Annotated in this window: 16 protein-coding genes and 1 pseudogene; 12 read left to right on the forward strand and 5 right to left on the reverse strand. The window is 44.3% G+C overall.

What is annotated here, in order from left to right:
* The first annotated feature begins 45 nt into the window (after nt 1–45).
* The 9 genes and pseudogenes from MKY24_RS12135 (at nt 46) to MKY24_RS12175 (ending at nt 10,073) form a co-directional block, all read left to right on the forward strand.
* Nucleotides 46–558: a hypothetical protein gene (locus MKY24_RS12135; protein WP_053325399.1), complete on the forward strand. Its 513-nt coding sequence runs from the start codon at nt 46–48 to the stop codon at nt 556–558.
* Nucleotides 559–781: 223 nt separating this feature from the next.
* Nucleotides 782–1,177, forward strand: a complete 396-nt coding sequence (locus tag MKY24_RS12140; RefSeq protein ID WP_339202088.1) for a hypothetical protein — start codon at nt 782–784, stop codon at nt 1,175–1,177.
* Nucleotides 1,178–1,280: 103 nt separating this feature from the next.
* The gene (locus tag MKY24_RS12145; RefSeq protein WP_155613672.1) at nt 1,281–1,442 is read left to right on the forward strand and encodes a hypothetical protein; all 162 of its coding nucleotides are present in this window, start codon (nt 1,281–1,283) and stop codon (nt 1,440–1,442) included.
* Nucleotides 1,443–1,724: 282 nt separating this feature from the next.
* A complete protein-coding gene (locus MKY24_RS12150) occupies nt 1,725–2,009 on the forward strand; it encodes a hypothetical protein (RefSeq protein WP_076295934.1) in 285 nt (94 codons plus the stop codon).
* A 179-nt stretch (nt 2,010–2,188) separates the two neighbouring features.
* Nucleotides 2,189–2,551 (forward strand): hypothetical protein, encoded by a 363-nt coding sequence (locus tag MKY24_RS12155; RefSeq protein ID WP_245240480.1) that lies wholly within the window; start codon nt 2,189–2,191, stop codon nt 2,549–2,551.
* Between the two features lie 27 nt (nt 2,552–2,578).
* Complete coding sequence (locus tag MKY24_RS12160) at nt 2,579–2,722, forward strand: hypothetical protein (RefSeq protein ID WP_155613673.1); 144 nt, start codon at nt 2,579–2,581, stop codon at nt 2,720–2,722.
* Nucleotides 2,723–2,868: 146 nt separating this feature from the next.
* Nucleotides 2,869–4,967: pseudogene (locus MKY24_RS12165) on the forward strand (thioredoxin domain-containing protein).
* A gap of 400 nt (nt 4,968–5,367) precedes the next feature.
* Nucleotides 5,368–7,368 (forward strand): methyl-accepting chemotaxis protein, encoded by a 2,001-nt coding sequence (locus tag MKY24_RS12170; RefSeq protein WP_053325403.1) that lies wholly within the window; start codon nt 5,368–5,370, stop codon nt 7,366–7,368.
* A 143-nt stretch (nt 7,369–7,511) separates the two neighbouring features.
* Nucleotides 7,512–10,073, forward strand: a complete 2,562-nt coding sequence (locus MKY24_RS12175) for a hybrid sensor histidine kinase/response regulator (protein WP_023988533.1) — start codon at nt 7,512–7,514, stop codon at nt 10,071–10,073.
* Nucleotides 10,074–10,078: 5 nt separating this feature from the next.
* Here the strand turns inward: MKY24_RS12175 and MKY24_RS12180 are convergent, their stop codons facing one another.
* Nucleotides 10,079–10,765: a response regulator transcription factor gene (locus MKY24_RS12180; RefSeq protein ID WP_023988534.1), complete on the reverse strand. Its 687-nt coding sequence runs from the start codon at nt 10,763–10,765 to the stop codon at nt 10,079–10,081.
* A 591-nt stretch (nt 10,766–11,356) separates the two neighbouring features.
* Between MKY24_RS12180 and ectB the strand changes: the two genes are divergently transcribed.
* Nucleotides 11,357–12,619, forward strand: coding sequence for a diaminobutyrate--2-oxoglutarate transaminase (ectB, locus tag MKY24_RS12185; RefSeq protein WP_023988535.1), 1,263 nt, complete (start codon nt 11,357–11,359; stop codon nt 12,617–12,619).
* Between the two features lie 88 nt (nt 12,620–12,707).
* Here the strand turns inward: ectB and MKY24_RS12190 are convergent, their stop codons facing one another.
* From MKY24_RS12190 to MKY24_RS12200, 3 genes are all read right to left on the reverse strand, one after another.
* Nucleotides 12,708–13,226: an NAD(P)H-dependent oxidoreductase gene (locus MKY24_RS12190; protein ID WP_013310283.1), complete on the reverse strand. Its 519-nt coding sequence runs from the start codon at nt 13,224–13,226 to the stop codon at nt 12,708–12,710.
* A 170-nt stretch (nt 13,227–13,396) separates the two neighbouring features.
* On the reverse strand, nt 13,397–14,521 hold the full coding sequence (locus tag MKY24_RS12195) for a GGDEF domain-containing protein (RefSeq protein ID WP_023988537.1): 1,125 nt from the start codon (nt 14,519–14,521) through the stop codon (nt 13,397–13,399).
* A 95-nt stretch (nt 14,522–14,616) separates the two neighbouring features.
* Nucleotides 14,617–17,052, reverse strand: a complete 2,436-nt coding sequence (locus MKY24_RS12200) for a glycosyl transferase (protein ID WP_254349161.1) — start codon at nt 17,050–17,052, stop codon at nt 14,617–14,619.
* A gap of 224 nt (nt 17,053–17,276) precedes the next feature.
* Here MKY24_RS12200 and MKY24_RS12205 point away from each other — a divergent pair, with 224 nt between their 5' ends.
* Entirely contained in the window at nt 17,277–18,011 is a 735-nt protein-coding gene (locus tag MKY24_RS12205; protein ID WP_339202095.1) for an alpha/beta fold hydrolase, read from the forward strand.
* A gap of 19 nt (nt 18,012–18,030) precedes the next feature.
* Complete coding sequence (locus MKY24_RS12210; protein ID WP_068939447.1) at nt 18,031–18,885, forward strand: sugar phosphate isomerase/epimerase; 855 nt, start codon at nt 18,031–18,033, stop codon at nt 18,883–18,885.
* 92 nt (nt 18,886–18,977) lie between these two features.
* On the opposite strand, the gene MKY24_RS12215 is transcribed toward MKY24_RS12210, so the two are convergent.
* A complete protein-coding gene (locus tag MKY24_RS12215; RefSeq protein ID WP_013310289.1) occupies nt 18,978–19,346 on the reverse strand; it encodes a DUF423 domain-containing protein in 369 nt (122 codons plus the stop codon).
* Nucleotides 19,347–19,565 lie beyond the last annotated feature (219 nt).

Genomic DNA, 19,565 nt, shown 5'->3' on the forward strand with positions numbered 1-19,565 from the left:
TGATTGATAAAGTACACAGGATAAAAAATCAAAGAAAGTGGGCTTATGAGTATGAAGAACATTAAAAAAGCTTCTGTAGTATCTGTTTTGTCTCTAGCTCTTGCAATTCCATTATCTGCTTCAGCAGCAGCTACGGATGTTGCACCAGCTGCAACTGACTCAACAGCAGTTTCCCAATCTGCAAACACATCGACCGATGTGAATACACCAAAGGCGGGAGATCATGTTATTACTCCTTATGCCACTAAATCGGTGGTTGATAGAACTCTCCGCAACACAGAACTTACAGAAAATTTCGATATACCCTCAGGTTATGGCTATGTTAAAGTATGGATACGTAATGACGGTAAGCAGCCAATTAAATTTTCGGTAAACAGAGGCTCAGAAACAGGTACACAAATGTTGTCTGGAACTGTAGAACCTGGTCGCACTTACAGTGAAATTAGCTCAAGCGCTTGGCCTGGTGCTAATAAGTATTATGTATCTCTTTCCTCGGGTAAAGCATACATGGAGGGCGAGCTTTCAGTTCGTATAGGCACTTCACGAGGAGAACTGTAATAATCACATTATAGTTATTTAAATGCAGTGAGGAGGTCGGCTATCGTGCCGACCTTTTTAGTTTCTTCAATATCAGTATTATGCACGGTTAGCTTAATGGTAGAGCACAGGCGGGCCCGATTGTAAGTTGATGTGTATGACCGATAACTTGACCGTGGTTAATGAATAAGCAGCCCCAAACTCCACATACTTACTAAATAACATACGAAGGAGTTGTTTTATCATGGCAGATGTTTTCCCCCACACTATTCATGACTTGGAGAGAGGTAAGTACAGTATAATTACTATACCAAAAGATAAAAAAGCGGAATTCGAATATACTGTAAATGCAGACCGGCCACAAGGACTCGCCATCTATGATTTTAATCACATCAACATAAAAGAATATCTCAGTACCGATAATTTTCCAAGTAATGAGAGTATTCAACGAACTGATCATGATGCAACGTACTACCTCGCGGGTTTCTCTTTTTATCCTGCTCCGATTCCTAATGGGGAATGGATTCAGAGTAAAATGAAAATAGAAAGTTCAGACGGACATGATTTGCATATCGGATTTGATGATTATATGAATGATGGAGATTATAATGACATAGTTGTAGTTGTAAAAATAAATTGATAATTTTCCACGTGGTTGATTTTAAATAAACGGAATCGTCCGAGCACCTCAAAAATATGAGGGGCTTTTTTTGTTGTCTGAAGACAAAAAGGAGATCTGAGTCATGAGCGAGTTCACTGGCATCATTGACGAGCACAGTGAATGGCTAATGCAACATTACAAGATCGCACCAAACATTATAAGCAGATCAGTGCAAGTTCGACTCATTGTTGATGGTAAGGAGTATGCAGGCGGTCTTGATTACGCTCGTAAAAAAGGAGAGTGAGTGACTGTGAACGAGACTGTTAGGTATTACTTGAGATGTCCACGGGCGTGGTTAGGTGCAGTCATTGGTGTCGTGATACCTGCCATCGCTTTGAGATGAAGAAGGTCGATCCTTTCCACAAGTCTAAAAGTCTAAGGAGTGGTGCAAGTGTCGTGAAGCAATCCTAAAGGGCGTGGGTTCAATTCCCACACCGTGCACCTAAATTAAGGATGAATGAGAGTGGCGTATATGCGCTGCTCTTATTGTTTTCACAATATAAATAAGAAGAGGAAGTGTTTTGTAATGAGTACAGAGGCAAGCGCAGTACGTAATGGCGGATATGGGTATCTTGGTTCGGATAATATTTTTAAGGTGTTAAATACCGAGGCTGAGGCCCTTAAATATAGCCCCACTGGTAGAGTAGTTAGCTTTGATGATCCACACGCATACGGCAACCCTGTCGTGCCCACAGGCACGGGTGAATACGACCAGTTGGCTATTAAGTTGGATGCGGATGGTACGCTGACTGAGAGTGAAGGTTTGACGGCTCCGGCCCATATCGGCAAGCTAGTCAAAGAACTACAGTAATGAAGTGTAAAGCGAAGGGGTGAAATAGTTTTATTCTCGACCTAATTGTTTAAAAACGATAGAATCTTGATGATCAATAAATTACATCAAGGGAGATGTCTTCATGAATAATAGGGCACGAGATATTTTAACTCCTGCAGAAGTACTATCAGCGGACGCAGGCTGCTGTTGAAGCCGCGTTGGAGAAATACAGGATATACAAGTACCTCAGTGTTGAAGAACGAGAAGCTGGCACGACAGCCGCATATAGCGACATACCGCGTAGTAGCCCGACGAATGTTACTAGCGATCAGACAGCTAATATAGCTATATATAATGTAGATTCTCAAGCGTATCGCGAGGAATATTGTAAACGGGTGGGAAGAGCTGTGAAGCGTATGCCCAAGATGGAAAGTTTTCTGATTGAGTCGCGGTACATGACAAAGGAATATGATTACATTACAGATCAAAGGGGTACAGTTTTGTGTTTCAGCCACCGATCAGTGAGCCAACATACAGGAAAATCAGATGGGGAGCATTTTATAAACTTGCACTTGATTTGAAAATTATAGTAGAAGGAGGAGGGGCGTGTGGGAGCTAAAGAAATAGTACATCATGAGAACGAAGACAATCCCCCTCCAGAAATAAGTTTCAATGATGAAGGGCAAAAGATTTTGAAGTACCGGAGTCATGGAAATAACATAACAGCAACCGTTCTGAACCAGCCCTCATAAGAAGCGATTAAAGCAGCCAACAAGGTATACAATGAGTTATTCTATAAATTCAATCCACAAGACCTCGTTTGAGGTCTTTTAGTTTTGTTATGAAATGGTTATATTGAAAGTGTAAGAATGAATACAAGCCTTTGGGAGGTTTAACGATGAGAGAGTTTATTGAAGGCAAGGAACGGAAGGCTAACCGCTTAATAAATGAAAAGTCTCCATATCTACTGCAGCATGCTTATAACCCAGTTGATTGGATGGCTTGGGGGCCCGAAGCCTTTCAAAAAGCCTCTCGGGAGGGTAAACCTGTATTTTTGTCAGTAGGCTATTCCTAGTGAGGCTTAAATCAACTTGCCATTGGTGCCATGTAATGGGGAGAGAATCTTTCGAGGATGAAGAAGTAGCTGAGGTATTAAACAGGGATTACGTATCCATTAAGGTGGATCGTGAAGAACGTCCGGATGTGGATCATATCTATATGTCCATCTGCCAGACGATGACGGGGCATGGAGGCTGGCCACTGACGATATTGATGACGCCGGATCAGAAGCCTTTTTTTGCGGGGACGTATTTGCCCAAGGAGCAGAAATTTGGCCGTGTCGGACTGTTGGAGCTGCTGGACAAGGTGGGTACCCGGTGGAAAGAACAGCCCGAAGAGCTGGTGGAGCTGAGTGAGCAGGTGCTTACCGAGCATGAGCGGCAGGACTTGCTTGCAGGTTATCGCGGTGAACTGGATGAACAGAGCTTGAATAAAGCTTTCCATGAATACAGCCACACCTTCGATAAGGAATATGGCGGCTTCGGGGAAGCTCCTAAGTTTCCTTCTCCGCATAACCTGTCTTTTTTGCTGCGATATGCACAGCATACGGGAAATCAACAGGCACTGGAAATGGCAGAGAAGACGCTGGATGCGATGTCCCGGGGCGGAATCTACGACCATATAGGCATGGGGTTCTCACGATACTCCGTGGACGAGAAATGGTTGGTGCCGCATTTTGAAAAAATGCTGTATGACAATGCTCTGTTGGCCATCGCGTATACAGAGGCTTGGCAGGTGACAGGCAAGGAACTGTACCGACGGATTACAGAACAAATCTTTACATATATCGCAAGAGACATGACGGATGCAGATGGTGCCTTTTATTCGGCGGAGGATGCGGATTCCGAAGGAGAAGAGGGGAGATTCTACGTCTGGGACGACTCTGAGGTAAGGGCTGTACTAGGCGATGAGGATGCCGCCTTTTTCAACGATTTGTATGGAATTACACCTTACGGAAATTTTGAAGGCCACAACATTCCAAACCTGATTGATATCAATCTGGAAGCCTATGGGATCAAGCATGACTTGACTGAGCAGGAACTGGAGCAGCGGGTTAGTGAGCTACGCGCCAAGCTGTTTGCTGCCAGAGAGCAACGTGTTCATCCTCACAAGGATGACAAGATTTTGACCTCGTGGAACGGGTTGATGATTGCTGCTCTGGCGAAGGCGGGACAAGCTTTTGGAGACACGAGATATACAGAGCAAGCTCGGAAGGCTGAGACGTTTTTGTGGAACCATTTGAGACAGGAGAACGGACGGCTGTTGGCACGTTATCGGGACGGAGAAGCAGCTTATCCCGGTTATGTAGATGATTATGCTTTTTATGTGTGGGGCTTGATCGAGTTATACCAGGCGACCTTCGATATAGAGTATCTGCAACGGGCGTTGACGCTCAATCAAAATATGATCGATTTGTTCTGGGATGAGGAACGGGACGGATTATTCTTTTATGGGTCAGATAGTGAGCAGCTAATTGCCAAGCCTAAAGAAATCTATGACGGTGCGATTCCGTCGGGTAACAGCATCGCGGCCTATAATTTTGTGAGGCTTGCGCGGCTAACGGGTGAATCTCAATTAGAGAACTATGCAGCCAAGCAGTTTAAGGCTTTTGGCGGTATGGTTGCTCATTACCCGTCAGGCCACTCCGCGTTACTCAGCGCGTTGTTGTATGCGACGGGAACGACGAAGGAGATTGTGATTGTAGGTCATAGGGACGATCTGCAGACCGTACAGTTCATTCAGGCAGTTCGAGCTGGGTTCAGGCCGAATACGGTCGTTATTTTGAAGGATGAAGGACAGTCGGAGATTGCAGAGACGGTTTCTTATATCCGTGATTACGATCTTGTGGAAGGCAAACCAGCCGTATATGTGTGTGAGCATTTTACCTGTCAGGCACCTGTTACCAGGCTTGAAGATCTGAAGGTGTTGTTGGATTGAACTGAATAAAGCGATCAAACCTAATCCCCTTGGGGGTAGTAAGCATATGGTGATTATCGAAAATGACCCTATGTTTGCTACCTTCAAGGGGATTATTTTCATGTTAAGAGGTAGGTATAGTGAAATGAAACTAATATTTTCTTAACATGTGCTACGCATTTTTTTTAATATTTTTTAGGTATATTATATCAAAGAACCGGTTCCGACCAGCCTTGCTGTTTTCGAAAATAAGTACATATACCTATTTAACTAGCGTGTTTATATCTTTTATGTCCAAGCGTTTTAGCAGCAGATGTGAAAAATGTGAAAGAGAGTCTGTCGGGTGATTGTCATCATCGGCAAGACGAAGAGGTTCACCATAGGTTAGGAAATCTAGGTAATGAAATGGAGATGTTTATTAATGAAGAAGTTATCAGGAAAAAAGTGGCTAGTCGCAAGGATGCTCAGCAAAAATTTTAAAACGAAGCTAATGGTCGCCTTTATTGCCTTTCTGATTTTACCGTCCATGATCGTGGGGGCTTTGTCGTTTGTGAGCGCCAGTCAGCAGATTCGAAACCAGATTGAAGAAAGTGCCGAGCAGGCTATCATCCGCACTAATTTTATTATTGATAGTACTATCGAACCCAAGGTACATGACGCAGAATATTTTGCAGAAAGACTAAAAGGCAATCGGGTAGAGACGGAGGAACAAGCGGCCAAACTGGAAGAGTTTTTTAAGCAATATGCTGCACTTCATCCTGAAGCAGAATCCATCTCTTATGGTACGAAGGATGGTAAATTTATAACCTATCCACAGAAGCAATTACCGGACAATTATGATCCACGGGTCAGACCTTGGTACGATGAAGCGATAAAAGAGCAAGCAAAGACAGCGATTAGTTCTCCCTATCTTTCGGCAAGCTCGAAGCAAATGACGGTTACGGTGTCCCGGGCAACGTCAGATGGATCGGGTGTTATTGGCATTGACCTGAAAATTAGTGGTATTAAAGAGACGTTGAACAATATTAAAGTAGGTCATGAAGGTTATGCCATATTGCTGGACAGCAACCATACCTACATTGTACATCCGACGAAGGAAGCAGGCACCAAAATTACAGATATTGAATCACGCATGTTTCAGAGCGATACTGGTGAATACGAGTATAAGTATGAAGGCCAGTCCAAATATATGAACTATGCAACTAACAAGCTGACTGGCTGGAAGATAGGCGGAACGCTGTATTTGTCTGAAGTCGATGAAGCAGCAGGCCCGATTTTGATCAGCACTTTACTAACCATCGTCGGTTGTCTTGTGATTGGTATTATCATTGTTTATTTCCTGATTCGTTCCATCATCAAACCGATTTTAAAGTTAAAAGAACAAGCGGTAAATGTGAGCGCCGGAGATCTAACACAGGACATTCAAGTAAAGAGCGAGGACGAGATCGGAGAATTAGGAGTGGCTTTTCAAAATATGCAGAATAACCTGCGATCTGTCATTCAGAACGTAGGGAACAGTGCAGATCATGTCGCAATTTCTTCGAATGAACTCACAATAAGCGCGGAACAAACCAGTGCTGCAAGTGAGCAGGTGTCCCAGGCTGTGCAAGAAATTGCCAGTGGTGCAGAGAAGCAGACTACAGGGCTGGAAAATAATTCGGTGGCCCTGGATGAAATTGCACAAGGGATCACCCAAATTGCTGAACGATCGATTTTGGTAGCTGATTTGGCCAAACGATCTGCCTTGCAAGCCGAGGAAGGACGAAAGTCTGTTGAGCAGACAGGCGAGCAAATGAATTCCATTCATCAATCAGTAGAGCGTTCCAACCAGATGATTCAAACCTTGCAAGCCCGCTCTCATGAAATCGGTGAAATTACGAAAGTTATCGGTGATATCTCCAATCAGACAAACCTGCTGGCATTGAATGCAGCTATTGAGGCAGCCAGAGCGGGTGATCATGGAAAAGGCTTTGCCGTCGTTGCTGATGAGGTGCGTAAGCTGGCAGAGCAGTCTCAGACATCCGCCACACAGATTGCCACCTTGATTGCCGAAATTCAGCATGAAACCGAAACAACAGTGAAGACGATGGACAGGGTCACGACTGAGGTGCAGGATGGACTGCAGATTTCCAAAGCAACCATTGTCAAGCTGGGTCATGCGATGGAAGGCATTCGAGAGACAACGCCTCAGGTAGAGGAGGTCGCTGCGATTGCACAGCAAATATCAGCCAGTGTACAAGAAATTGCAGCGACAGCCAACGAGCTGGCGACGATTGCAACTGGTAATGCCGCCACATCTGAGGAAGTTGCTGCCTCCTCACAAGAGCAACTGGCTTCCATGGAGGAAATATCAGCTTCTGCACAGTTGCTTTCAACGATGGCTGCTGATTTGAAGGTAATGATCAGTCGTTTCAAATATTAAAATGAACTTGAACCCTATGGAATGTATAGTACAATGAATGCTCGGGACAGTTCTTTAAGCCTTATGGCATAAGGAATCTGTCCTGAGTTTTTTTATATTTTCGATATCTCACAAAACATGGAAGATTATAAGGGGGCGAACACTTGGTTCGAGATTTAGTGCTATATGCTATCTTGATATTATTGTTAGTTTTGATTTTTCAGCGGCAGCTTGTTCGTCAGGCGATTACAGGTGTTTTTTATGGAGTGGCAGGAATTCTGTTCTTATATTTTGGCATAAGTGATAAAACACTGCTGACCTGCGTGCTGGAGCTGGGGATGGGTCTAATGTTCATGACGCTGTTTGTGCACGCTTTAACCACCGCTAAGTATTCATATGGACAACGTTTGTTAGACAAAGATCGTGACCTGCTGAATTTACTTCGGGTTCAACCTGGCTTTACCTTTAGGCTGGAGAAAAGTGGTGATGAATTTTATTATAGGCTGCTTGAAGGTGAATTGCTGGAGCGCGTGGGTCTGAATCTACAAGTCAACTACAATAAAAGGGAGCATGTGAAGCGTCTCGGGGACATTTTGGAGCTTTCCTCTGAAACGATGGAGCAGCTAAGTCAATACTACAAACAGGCCTGGTTCGGTGATCGGACCGTATTTGAATTGGAGTTTTGGGAATATTCGGCTCTCATTACCTTACATCCGGTTAGGGAGGACGGGAATACCAGGCATGTTATCGGTCACGTGTTGGATATTACAGAGTATAAAGCCTCTGAGCAGAAGCGAAAGGAGATGGACGAGGCTAACCGTGCGAAAAGCACTTTTTTGGCTCATATGAGTCACGAAATTCGCACCCCGCTGAATGGAATCATCGGTCTGTCAAAGCTGTTAAATAAGACTGAACTGACTGCCGTTCAAAGAGATTACCTCCACAAGCTTCTCGCTTCCTCTCGTACCCTTTCATCCATGCTCAGTAACGTATTGGACTTTTCCAAAATGGAAGCCGGCAGTCTGGAACTGGAAAAGGTAGAATTCGAGCCGGAAAAAATGCTTCGGCATCTCGCAGATACCGTTGGAACTTTACTTGAAGATAAGGAAATAGAGGTCGTATTTATAACGGACCCGGCGTTACCGAAAAGCTTTAAGGGAGACCCGCTTCGAATGGAGCAGGTGCTTTCAAATCTTCTGACCAACGCCATCAAGTTTACGGATCAGGGACATGTATTGTTACAGGTAAAAATGCTAAGTCAGCAGGAAGGGCGAGTAGGCGTTTCTTTTATGGTAGAAGATACGGGCATAGGAATTTCCGAGACGTGTATAGACAAGCTATTCGTCCCTTTTATCCAGGCGAGTACATCAACCAGCCGCAGATATGGGGGCTCTGGGCTGGGTTTGGCCATTAGCAAGCATTTGGCTGAAGCTATGGGCGGGAAAGTAGAGGTGAAAAGTCGATTAGGAGAGTACAGTCAATTTTACTTTAATGTCGAGCTGGAAAATGGGGAATTGAATGCAGGAAGCACACGAATAGAAAAACAAATCAAAGGCAAAGCCTTAATTGTTGCGCAGCATGAACTGGTGAGATACAGCTTGAACGAACTACTGCAAGACTTGGGATTAAAAACATTCACTAATTCATCCTTCCAAGAAAGTGTGGACGCTTTTCAAAAGGGTGAGCATTTTGATTATGTTATCATCGATATGGGGATGGAAGGTTTGAGAGAACTGGACTCCCGGAGGCAGTGGCTTCAAATGCTGGATAGGCAGATAACTCAGATTATTGGACTTACAACCGTGTTTCAGATGGAAACAATAGCTGCAGGGGACATGAATCATAGTGTGGATGCCTTTTTGTCCAAGCCCGTTACCCGAAACGCTCTGCTGGAGGTTCTCTGCTGGAAGAAGGAACAGTCAGTGCCAGCAGATGGTAATACTCTGGAGACTCATGCGACGATGAGTTCCCACAATGAGATAGGGGATACAACACAGAAGTATCAAATTCTCATAGCAGAGGATAACGAAATTAACCAGGTGGTGATTACCGAGTTTTTAGCAGAGCGTAACTTTGAGGTAACGATGGTCACGAACGGAAGAGAACTAATAGCGTTACTGGAACTGCGTTACTGGGATATGGTGCTGCTTGATTTGCATATGCCAGAGATGGATGGTTTTGAGACGGCGAGGCATATTCGGAGAAACAAAGCTTTTAACAGGCTTCCCATTATCGCTTTTACCGCTGATGCTGTGCAGCATGAACAGGAAGTTTGTCTTCGTGCTGGTATTAATGCCGTGTTGTTCAAGCCTGTCCATGAACTGACCGCTGCTAGAGTATTAACTAGCTGGATTAATTTAGCGTGGCTGCAAGATTTACATGGTATTCACGCTGAGCAGTCGATAGCAGGCATGGATGGCAAGGTGTATATTTTTCAATTTGCCCTTTATAAATGGATACAGGAATACCAGTATCTCGATAAAAGAGTTGTGAGAAAAATGGACAATGGGCAGTTATCTTCTGCTCTTCGATTAATCCACTCACTTAAGGGAGGAACGGGGAACCTGTGCGCGCCTGAGTTGCTGGCAAAGGTAATAGAGCTGGAAAAGGCATTGAAGCGCAGCAATGAAACCTCAACAGGAGCACTGTATCCAGACTGGAAAAAGCATCTGAGCACGGTTCAGAAGGATATTAACCAAATCAAGTCATCACTTCCCTGGAGCTGACCGTGTTATTGCATAAATTTGTAGCCGATTCCCCAGATGGTCTTGATTAATTGCGGTTTCTTAGGGTCTTTTTCGATTTTTCTGCGTAAATGGTTAATATGTACGTCCACAGCCCTTTCATTAATAAAGGAGTCTGTGCCACGGAGAGCCTGAATCAAAGCATACCTGCTGAATACAATTCCCCGGTTCAAATAAAAAAGCTTCATGAGCTCAAATTCTGAATATGTTGTCTCCACATTCTGTCCGTTAACGGTAATCATTCTTCTCGCTAGATCCAAAGTAATGCCGGTTTCAGGTTCAGGTGCTCTGCCTCTTCCTTGCAAGCGCGTGATTTCAATACGACGGAAAAGAGCCTCCATCCGTGCTTTTAGCTCTTGCATACTAAAAGGCTTGCAAATATAATCATCTGCTCCCAACGTAAGTGTACGAATACGCTCTGATATGTTGTTTTCTGTAGAAATCACGATGATGGGCACGTCCGTATGCTTGCGTATGAGTGGGCAGGGATTTACCCCATCCAAATCTGGAAGCAGCAGATCCAGCAAAATAATATCGGGCTGTACGATCTCAAGCCGGGCAATACCCTCAGACGCTTGTTCCACTCGAGTAACGTTGTAGTCTTCTCCTGTTAAATACAAGGAAAGGGTCTCTCCCAACATATTGTCATCTTCAATAATTAAAACATTAGACATGATCATATTTCCTTATCTTTCTATCAAATTCGAGCCAAATAGTTAGGATAACTGCAATGTTTACAACAAGTTTTTGGCAGGTCCTGTTGATAGAGTAAACTCCTTTGGACAGTCTGTCAAAAGATCAGGTTTGTTGTGACAATCCTGTGGACAATTAGTCCAGATGTATATCTATTTGATATGGAAATGTACTATTTTTGAGATTTATTACTATAATACGACATTTTTCGTTTTCTTTTAACAATATACTACAAGCCATTGATGATAAATTACAAAAATTTAACAAAACACATCAGAAACATGCATTGACTTAAATGAAAATTATGGTATTTTATTACATAGGAGTTGACATCCTCTGATAGGCCTCTTAGAAAAACCCACTATTTAATCTTCTACTAACATACTCTCATGTGCTATCTCTGTATTTAATTTTCGTACTTTAATTGTTCTTGTGATCATACTTATGATTCTTTGGTGTGGATATCCCAGTGTGAATTCAGACTGTCTACTCATTTAGATTACATATTTACATTTTTTTTGCTTTCCATGCTTGTATTTTTTAAAATCAGGTCAGCGGGAGGACGAGAGATCATGAACACATTCGAAGCGCTGGAGTCCAATGTAAGATCCTATTGCAGAAGTTTTCCAGTTGTTTTCAACAAAGCTAAAAACGATGTACTGTACACGGAGGCAGGCAAGGGTTATATTGACTTTTTTGCTGGGGCAGGGGCTTTGAACTATGGGCATAATAATGATTTTATGAAAAACCGGATATTGGATTATTTAAGTTCCGATCGGATTATGCATGGTCTGGATATGTACACGACAGCTAAGCAAGAGTTTATTGAGTCTTTTTCAGAGCGTATTCTCCAGCCCAAGGGCTTGAATTATAAGCTGCAATTTTGCGGACCGACCGGAACCAATGCGGTGGAAGCAGCACTGAAACTTGCACGCAAGGTGAAAAACAGAAATGGTATTTTCGCTTTTATGGGCGCGTTCCACGGAATGTCGCTGGGTAGTTTATCTATTACCAGCAACAACTCCATGCGAGAGAGCGCAGGGGTTCCCCTGAACAATGTTACCTTCATACCTTATAACAGCACATTTAACGGAATGGATACCATTTTGTATATGGAGCAGCTTTTAACAGACACTCACTCGGGTGTGGAAAAGCCTGCCGCGATCATTTTGGAAACGGTACAGGCTGAAGGCGGTATTCATATTGCAGATACCGAATGGCTGCGTGATTTGCGACAGCTGTGCGATGACCATGATATTTTGCTCATTGTTGACGATATTCAAGTCGGTTGCGGTCGAGTTGGTTCGTTCTTCTCATTCGAGCGGGCGGGAATTGTTCCTGATATGGTTGTTTTGTCCAAATCGATCAGTGGATACGGTTTGCCAATGTCTCTGTTGCTACTCAAGCCAGAATTGGATATATGGAGTCCAGGTGAGCATAACGGCACCTTCCGTGGAAATCAGCTTGCTTTTGTCGGGGCAAAGGCTGCGCTGGAGTTCAGAGATACGGTAGAGCTGGAAGCACAAGTGAAGGAAAAAGAGGCTTTTGTTCAGCAGTTCTTGCGTGAACATATCCAATCGATAGATCCTCTAATTGAAATTCGCGGCATGGGACTAATCTGGGGAATTGATGTATCCCATCTGGGAGAAGCGTTCGCCAAGGAGGTAGCGACTCTCTGCTTTAGTAGGGGACTCATTATTGAACGTGCTGGGCGTAACGATACGGTAATTAAAATCATGCCAGCGTTAACGATAAGCTTGGAAAACTTGCGTAAGGGCTGCGACATTATTAAAGAAAGTATGGCACAGGTAACCAGTACGTTGGTTACGATGTAAATCGATCAGTAAAGCCCCTTGGCTGGAGCTGCCGTCTGCTGTAAAGCAGGTATGGCAGGCGCCGTCCAAGGGGCTTTCTAGTAAAAAATTAAGAAATAACCGTTTGCGCGTATTTTTGTGCGGATTGCTCTAGTTGCTCATCGGTCAAAACTGCAGCACCATATTGTACGAAATAAGGGAGCAATTTGACACCAATCATATGGCCTGTAGCTTCCAGAGGTCTCAACAGCTCTTCGATCGTATACCTGTTCCGTCCGTCATGTTGGTAATTTTCCTCAACGCTGGCAGCAGACAAGGCGATCAACAACTCTTTGCCCTGTAGCTTGCCACCTTCGCTTCCATATGCCCAGCCGTAGGTTAGAACCTTATCCAGCCATTTTTTCAGTAGGGAAGGAGTGCTGTACCAGTAAAAAGGGAATTGCAGAACGATACGGTCATGCTGCTCTAGCAGTTCCTGCTCCTGGGCGACATTGATTTGCTCATCAGGATATACTTCATACAGGTTGTGAACGGTCACGTCAGATTGTTTCTTGAGTTCTTGCACCCATCTTTTGTTAATGCGAGATTCCGCAAGATCAGGGTGAACGACAATAACGAGGGTTGACATTTAAAAAACCATCTCCTTCGAACTTATTTATTGTAAGTAAATAACCAATACATATGTAACAATTTTAGTTTCAACTTATGGAATTGTCAACTCTATTAAATTTTAAGCTCTATATTCAAAAGACTCCGGCAAGCTCATGCCGGAGTCTCATCAAATGAAGTGTTTTTACATTAAGCGATATGATTAAGAGCAACAATTTTGTTTTTCCCGGAGCGCTTAGCTTGATACAGATAGTCATCTGCTTGCTGAAAAAATACATCTTTATCTTTGTTCATTTCCTCTGTATAGCTTTTCAGTCCAATGCTTACGGTTACAGAAACGAGTTGCAATTTCTCCTGAAAGGTCATTTTCTCCACTTCACGACGGATGTTTTCGACGATCTGATAAGCTTCTTCGAAAGTATGCTCGAACATCAAAATAGCAAATTCCTCACCGCCATAGCGAGCCGGAATGTCATTTGCGGTAATCTGTTCTGTAATGATTTGCGAGATGCCTTCCAAAATTTTATCTCCGAACTGGTGTCCGTAAGTATCATTGATCTTCTTGAAATTATCAATATCCACTAACGCCAGATGGATGATCGCGCCTTGTTCGGCATATTCGAGTGCTTTTTCATAAAAGTTTTGAAAGGACAAATGATTGTACAGCTTTGTCAAACCATCAGTCATTGACATTTTGCTGATAATCGCGTTACTGATCATTAATTCCTGTTGCGCGCGCTTTGTTTTATACAAATCCACTAACAAATCGCGGCCGCTGGCCTGAATAATGAGAGCAATAAAGGTGGACATAATCAAAAAGGTTGGAATCGCCACGATATCAAAGTCTGACAAATAGGTACGAAATGATGCATCCACTGCCAGCAACAGAAAAAAGACGACTACTTGTAATACAAAGGAAAGCCATATTAAGCGGCGATTGAAGAACAGGATAGAAGAAAAAATAGGCAACAAGCACAACGCTGTAATAATCCGGATATCATAGTTTAGGCGAATAATCATCCAGCAAATGACGGTACTTGCCATAAACAGGATCACAAAAGAATACCTGTTAAATTTAAAATGAGCCAACTCTGCCAGTAAGTTGGAACCACTCATGATTAGCGTGGGAACAATAAGGGTTCCGACGTAAAATTCATAAGGCGAAGCGGAGTAATCAAGAAATAAGTAGCTGCCCAGCTGGACGATAAAATGTACAGCTATAATCATCCAATACAGTAATAACATTTTGCGTACCCAGCGGGCTTGCTTTGTTTTGTAATCCATGGTTTGAGTAAGCCGTTTTGTCTTGTTCATGATGTCACCACACTTAATGTATCTTTAGCCATTCTCGTATTATAAGATACTATGTGATGAAGTTGAAGCTAATTTTTTTGAAGGCCATGAACTTGTTAGCCTAGCAACACTTTTACTTGGTGGATAGCCCCGTCCCCTGCAACCGGCAGAATATTATTCGTAAGGACGGTGCCATCTAAGGTAACAGTAACTACACCCTTGGAGACATGCTGTGGATTCGTGATATGAATCACGTAGGTATCACCGCGGAAGACGCGGGTGACTGTGAATTCGTCCCAGGCTGTAGGAATGCACGGATCAATACGCAGACCATCCCATTCGGGCTGAATACCGAGAATGGATTGAGTAATAGCTATAAAGTTCCATGCCGCTGTACCCGTCAGCCAGGAATTTTTGGCTTCGCCTGCACGAACAGCATCTTTGCCCGCAATCATTTGAGCGTACACATACGGCTCAGTGCGGTGAATGTCGCTAATGTCCTCTAGATAGGCGGGGGCAATTTTGCTATATAGCTCGAAAGCGCGATCCCCACGTCCTATTACGGCTTCCGCCATCATAATCCAAGGGTTATTGTGACAGAAAATACCGGCATTTTCCTTATACCCGGGAGGGTAAGATGAGATTTCGCCCAGATTGATGTAATAGCGAGAATACGGTGGATTTTGCAGCACAATGCCGTAGGGAGTTTCTAAACGATCACGTGTAGAATCGAGAGCTTTTTGAGCTAGACCTTCTTCAACGCCAATTCCTGCCATGACACAGAAGCCTTGAGGTTCAATGAAAATTTGGCCTTCCTCACAATCCTTGCTCCCTATTTTGTCTCCATAATGGTCATAAGCACGTAAGAACCATTCCCCGTCAAAACCATGCTCCAATGTGGCTGTTCGCATACGATCCACATATGCCTGAGCGGTTGCTGCTTCTTCATCCAGTCCTCTGCGCTTGCAAAGCTCAATAAAATCCGGTCCCGTATATACAAATAGTCCGGCGATGAACACGGATTCGGCTATTCGACCCTCCAGATTCTGAGTTGTCTGATAGGACTCATCTGGTGTAGCAGAAAAACAGTTGAGATTCAGACAGTCGTTCCAGTCAGCCCGGCCAATGAGTGGAAGACCATGCGGGCCCAGATTACCCACAACGTGGTAAAAAGAACGCTTCAAATGTTCAAACAGCGTAGCCGTACGCTCTACATTTCCGTCAAAGGGCACTTGTTCATCCAGTATGCCAAAGTCTCCCGTTTCTTTGATGTACGCTGCGGTACCGACAATAAGCCACAACGGATCGTCGTTAAAGCCACCGCCAACCTCGTGATTTCCTTTTTTGGTTAACGGTTGGTACTGATGATAAGCTCCGCCGTTTTCAAATTGAGTAGAGGCGATGTCGATAATCCGTTCTCTTGCCCGCTCCGGTATTTGGTGGACGAAGCCGAGCAAGTCCTGATTCGAATCCCGGAAGCCCATTCCACGCCCGATACCAGATTCAAAATACGAGGCGGAACGCGACATATTGAACGTAACCATACACTGATAAGGGTTCCATATGTTTACCATTCGGTTCAGCTTGTCGTCGTGGCTTTGAAGGGTATACTTGGACAGCAGATTATTCCAATAGGTCCGCAGCTCACTCAACGCTCGTTCTACATCAGCTTCATCCGCAAACTGCTTAATCATGGCATGTGCTTGTTTTTTATTAATAACACCGGGCGACTCCCATTTTTCTTCCTCGGGATTTTCCACATAACCGAGTATAAAGTTACAGCTTGTTTCTTCGCCTGGCTCCAGCGTTACCTCAATGCAATGTGATCCGACAGGGGACCATCCGCTGGCAATAGAGTTCGAGGCTTGCCCAGCGGCGACCGATTGAGGCTGATCTAATCCGTTGTAGAGCCCCAGAAAAGCTTCACGGTCTGTATCATAACCCGCTAGCGGACGATTAGCAGAGAAAAAAGCATAGTGATTGCGACGTTCACGGTATTCCGTTTTGTGATAAATGACAGAGTCTTGTATTTCAACCTCGCCGGTGTTCAAGTTGCGCTGGTAGTTGGTCATATCGTCATAGGCGTTCCACAGACAAAATTCCACGAATGAAAAGAGTTTGATCTTTTTGGTTTGTAACGATGTGTTCTGAAGCTTAACCTGATGGACCTCGCCGTCAAAGGAAAGGGGCACAAAAGCCAGCTGGGTGGCCCGAATACCGCTGCGTTCTCCCATAATTGAGGTATAGCCAAGTCCATGGCGGCATTCATACTGCTCCAGCTCCCGTTTGACTGGCATCCAACCTGGAGTCCAATAATCCCCATCATCATAAATATAAAAATAACGACCACCGTTATCGACAGGAATATTGTTGTACCGGTAACGTGTTAAGCGACGTAAGCGAGCATCCCGGTAAAATGCATAGCCGCCACTTGTATTGGAGATCAGTCCAAAAAATCGTTCATTACCTAAATAATTAATCCAGGGATAAGGGGTTTGAGGGGTGTGGATGACATATTCTTGATTGACATCATCGAAAAAACCGTACTTCATGGCGCAGAACTCCTTTCGATTTGAAAAAATAAAAGACCCAACACATGATTATATTCAAACATAGAGCCGTTCTTTCTTTAGAAAGACATTTCCTGCCTTATATAAAATGTGCTTGATTTTCTCAACCTTTCTTCTGGAATTTGCAAAATATTTGAAATGGGTAAATATACCTTTTTATGCTAAAATGAAAAAGTTAGAACTTAGCAAGGCAGGAGGTTGCAAGAATGGCACCTATCACATTATTTTTCATCCCGTATGCAGGCGGATCGGCGTCGGTCAGCTTCAAATGGAAAAAGTTGCTGCTTCCGCAGATTAAGCTTGTTCCACTGGAATTAGCGGGCAGAGGTATTCGTTCTGGGGAACCACTAAAGGAAAGCATTGAGGAGATGAGCGAGGATCTGTTGCAGAAGATCAGCGAAGAGATAGCCCCCGGCGATCCTTATGCCATATACGGCCACAGTATGGGGACGATGATCTCATTCGAGCTGTACTACAAGCTGGTGGACGGTGGATATGGCAAGCCTGCTCATCTGTTCGTTTCGGGTGGACGGGCACCGCATGTCCCAAGAAATTCCCCGTGGTTACACGATCTGCCCGCAGATCAGTTCAGGACGCATTTGCAGCGGTACGGTCAGCTTTCGGAAGCGATTTTTGACAATCGGGAATTATACGACTATTTTATGCCGGTGTTAAGAGCGGATTTCAAAGCTGTCGAGTTGTATAGGTACATGGCTAAAGCCGCACCTTTACATTGTCCTATCACCGCTTTGACAGGAATGACCGATAACACGGTGACCTTACAAGATGCGGAGGCATGGGCACACCATACGGATCAGCAATTTCGTATGTTTACCTTTGAGGGAGGACACTTTTTTATTCATGATGAAGTGGAACGGATTACGTACATCATCAATGAGACCTTGGAGCAGAGTACGGTAACAAGTAGCATACAACAATAATAATAAGAGGTGATTTTTAGTGACAGTAGGTGTATTGGCACATTTGTTTGGCAAGTTGCCTTATCGTGAATTGGCTGCAAAGGTAGGCGCAGCGGGCTTTACTCATGTTCAGCTGGCTCCGTGGAGAGCGATCAGTGATGTGGATTTTAATAAACCGGGTAAGTTCAATCCGGGATTGGCACTGTCTATCGCAGAAGAATTTCGTAAGCATGGTGTATCCATATCGGTGCTCGGGTGCTATTTACATTTTTTTATACAGGATGAGGAATTGCTGCGTGAAAATGTAGAGCGCTTCAAAGAGCTGATACGATATGCGGGTCTGTTAGGAGCACCAATGGTTGCAGCCGAAGTCGGACGTAATGAGGATGGTACCGCCTATACGGAACGTGACTGGAGAGTTGTAAGGGAAGTAGTGCGTGAATTAGCAGATGAAGCGGAGAAGTGGGGCGTATTCGTAGGATTGGAAGCTGCAAACGATCACTTGGTCGGAACTGCCGTAGAGTTGGCTGCCTTTCTGGAGGAAGTACCTTCTTCACACATCGGTGTTGTGATTGATCCGGGTAATCTGCTGAAAACGGAAAATCTGGCGCAGCAGGATGAGATCATCCGCGAAGCTTTCCAACTGCTGGGCCCTCGGATTATCGCAGCGCATGCCAAAGACCGGCGGTTGTCATCGTCAGGTGAAATTGAGACGGTGCCGCCAGGTTTTGGTGACATGAACTATGCCCTCTACATGGAACTGCTGGAGCAGTACAAGCCGGGGGTTCATATTATTATGGAAGCTGCTCAGGAGCATGAGATGGCAGAATCGAGACGTTATATCGAAGGTCATCGGATAGCCGCTCAGAAGGCGCAACAAGTGCAGACGAAATAATGTATTCTTTCATATACTCAGGAATGCTATGTCAATAATTCGAGAGACTTGGAAGCGCCTCCTTTTCCAAGTCTCTGTTCCTTTATCCTTGTTTAACCTTGCACAACCGCCACGATCACAATGACCCAGCTTGCCAAAAAAGCCAACCCGCCAATGGGGGTGATTGCCCCAAGCTTTTTCACACCAGATATACTAAGGGCATACAGACTGCCGGAGAACAGGAGAATACCCACCAGCATAACCCAGCCTGCGGTAACGATGAGAGAAGAATGGACAAGGCTGTCAGCAAGAACTCCAAGCAGCAGCAAACCCAGTCCGTGAGCGATTTGATATTGAATTCCTGTCTGGAATATGCTCATCATGTCTACGGAAAGTCTCTTTTTCAATGCGTGTGCGCCGAACGCTCCCAGAGCTACGGCTAAAAACATCACGATACAACCAAGCAATAGCAAAATTTTCATGTTTTAACGCCTCCCTGTGAAATAGTACCGATTCCAATCGATTTCGTCAATTTTCCTTGTGAATCTCTAAACTTATAGAATTTTTCGACTCTCATTTGGCGCCTAGTGTGGTATATTTTTTCCAGGGCCAATGCGAAGCATTTGGAGCAATAGACAGCGTGTCCTCCACCTTTTTTATGGGAAAGTGAGGTGATGATGCTGTCTTTTTGTGCTGTCGTT

The organism is Paenibacillus sp. FSL P2-0322 (genome assembly GCF_037975315.1).
GTDB lineage: Bacteria > Bacillota > Bacilli > Paenibacillales > Paenibacillaceae > Paenibacillus > Paenibacillus polymyxa_B.

Excerpts from the sequence above, each read along its gene's own strand:
- MKY24_RS12215 (WP_013310289.1), bottom strand. The coding sequence starts at position 19,346 with ATGAAAATTTTGCTATTGCTTGGTTGTATCGTGATGTTTTTAGCCGTA.
- MKY24_RS12205 (WP_339202095.1), top strand. The coding sequence starts at position 17,277 with ATGGCACCTATCACATTATTTTTCATCCCGTATGCAGGCGGATCGGCG.
- MKY24_RS12190 (WP_013310283.1), bottom strand. The coding sequence starts at position 13,226 with ATGTCAACCCTCGTTATTGTCGTTCACCCTGATCTTGCGGAATCTCGC.
- MKY24_RS12170 (WP_053325403.1), top strand. The coding sequence starts at position 5,368 with ATGAAGAAGTTATCAGGAAAAAAGTGGCTAGTCGCAAGGATGCTCAGC.
- MKY24_RS12140 (WP_339202088.1), top strand. The coding sequence starts at position 782 with ATGGCAGATGTTTTCCCCCACACTATTCATGACTTGGAGAGAGGTAAG.
- MKY24_RS12180 (WP_023988534.1), bottom strand. The coding sequence starts at position 10,765 with ATGTCTAATGTTTTAATTATTGAAGATGACAATATGTTGGGAGAGACC.
- MKY24_RS12195 (WP_023988537.1), bottom strand. The coding sequence starts at position 14,521 with ATGAACAAGACAAAACGGCTTACTCAAACCATGGATTACAAAACAAAG.
- ectB (WP_023988535.1), top strand. The coding sequence starts at position 11,357 with ATGAACACATTCGAAGCGCTGGAGTCCAATGTAAGATCCTATTGCAGA.
- MKY24_RS12135 (WP_053325399.1), top strand. The coding sequence starts at position 46 with ATGAGTATGAAGAACATTAAAAAAGCTTCTGTAGTATCTGTTTTGTCT.
- MKY24_RS12200 (WP_254349161.1), bottom strand. The coding sequence starts at position 17,052 with ATGAAGTACGGTTTTTTCGATGATGTCAATCAAGAATATGTCATCCAC.
- MKY24_RS12150 (WP_076295934.1), top strand. The coding sequence starts at position 1,725 with ATGAGTACAGAGGCAAGCGCAGTACGTAATGGCGGATATGGGTATCTT.
- MKY24_RS12145 (WP_155613672.1), top strand. The coding sequence starts at position 1,281 with ATGAGCGAGTTCACTGGCATCATTGACGAGCACAGTGAATGGCTAATG.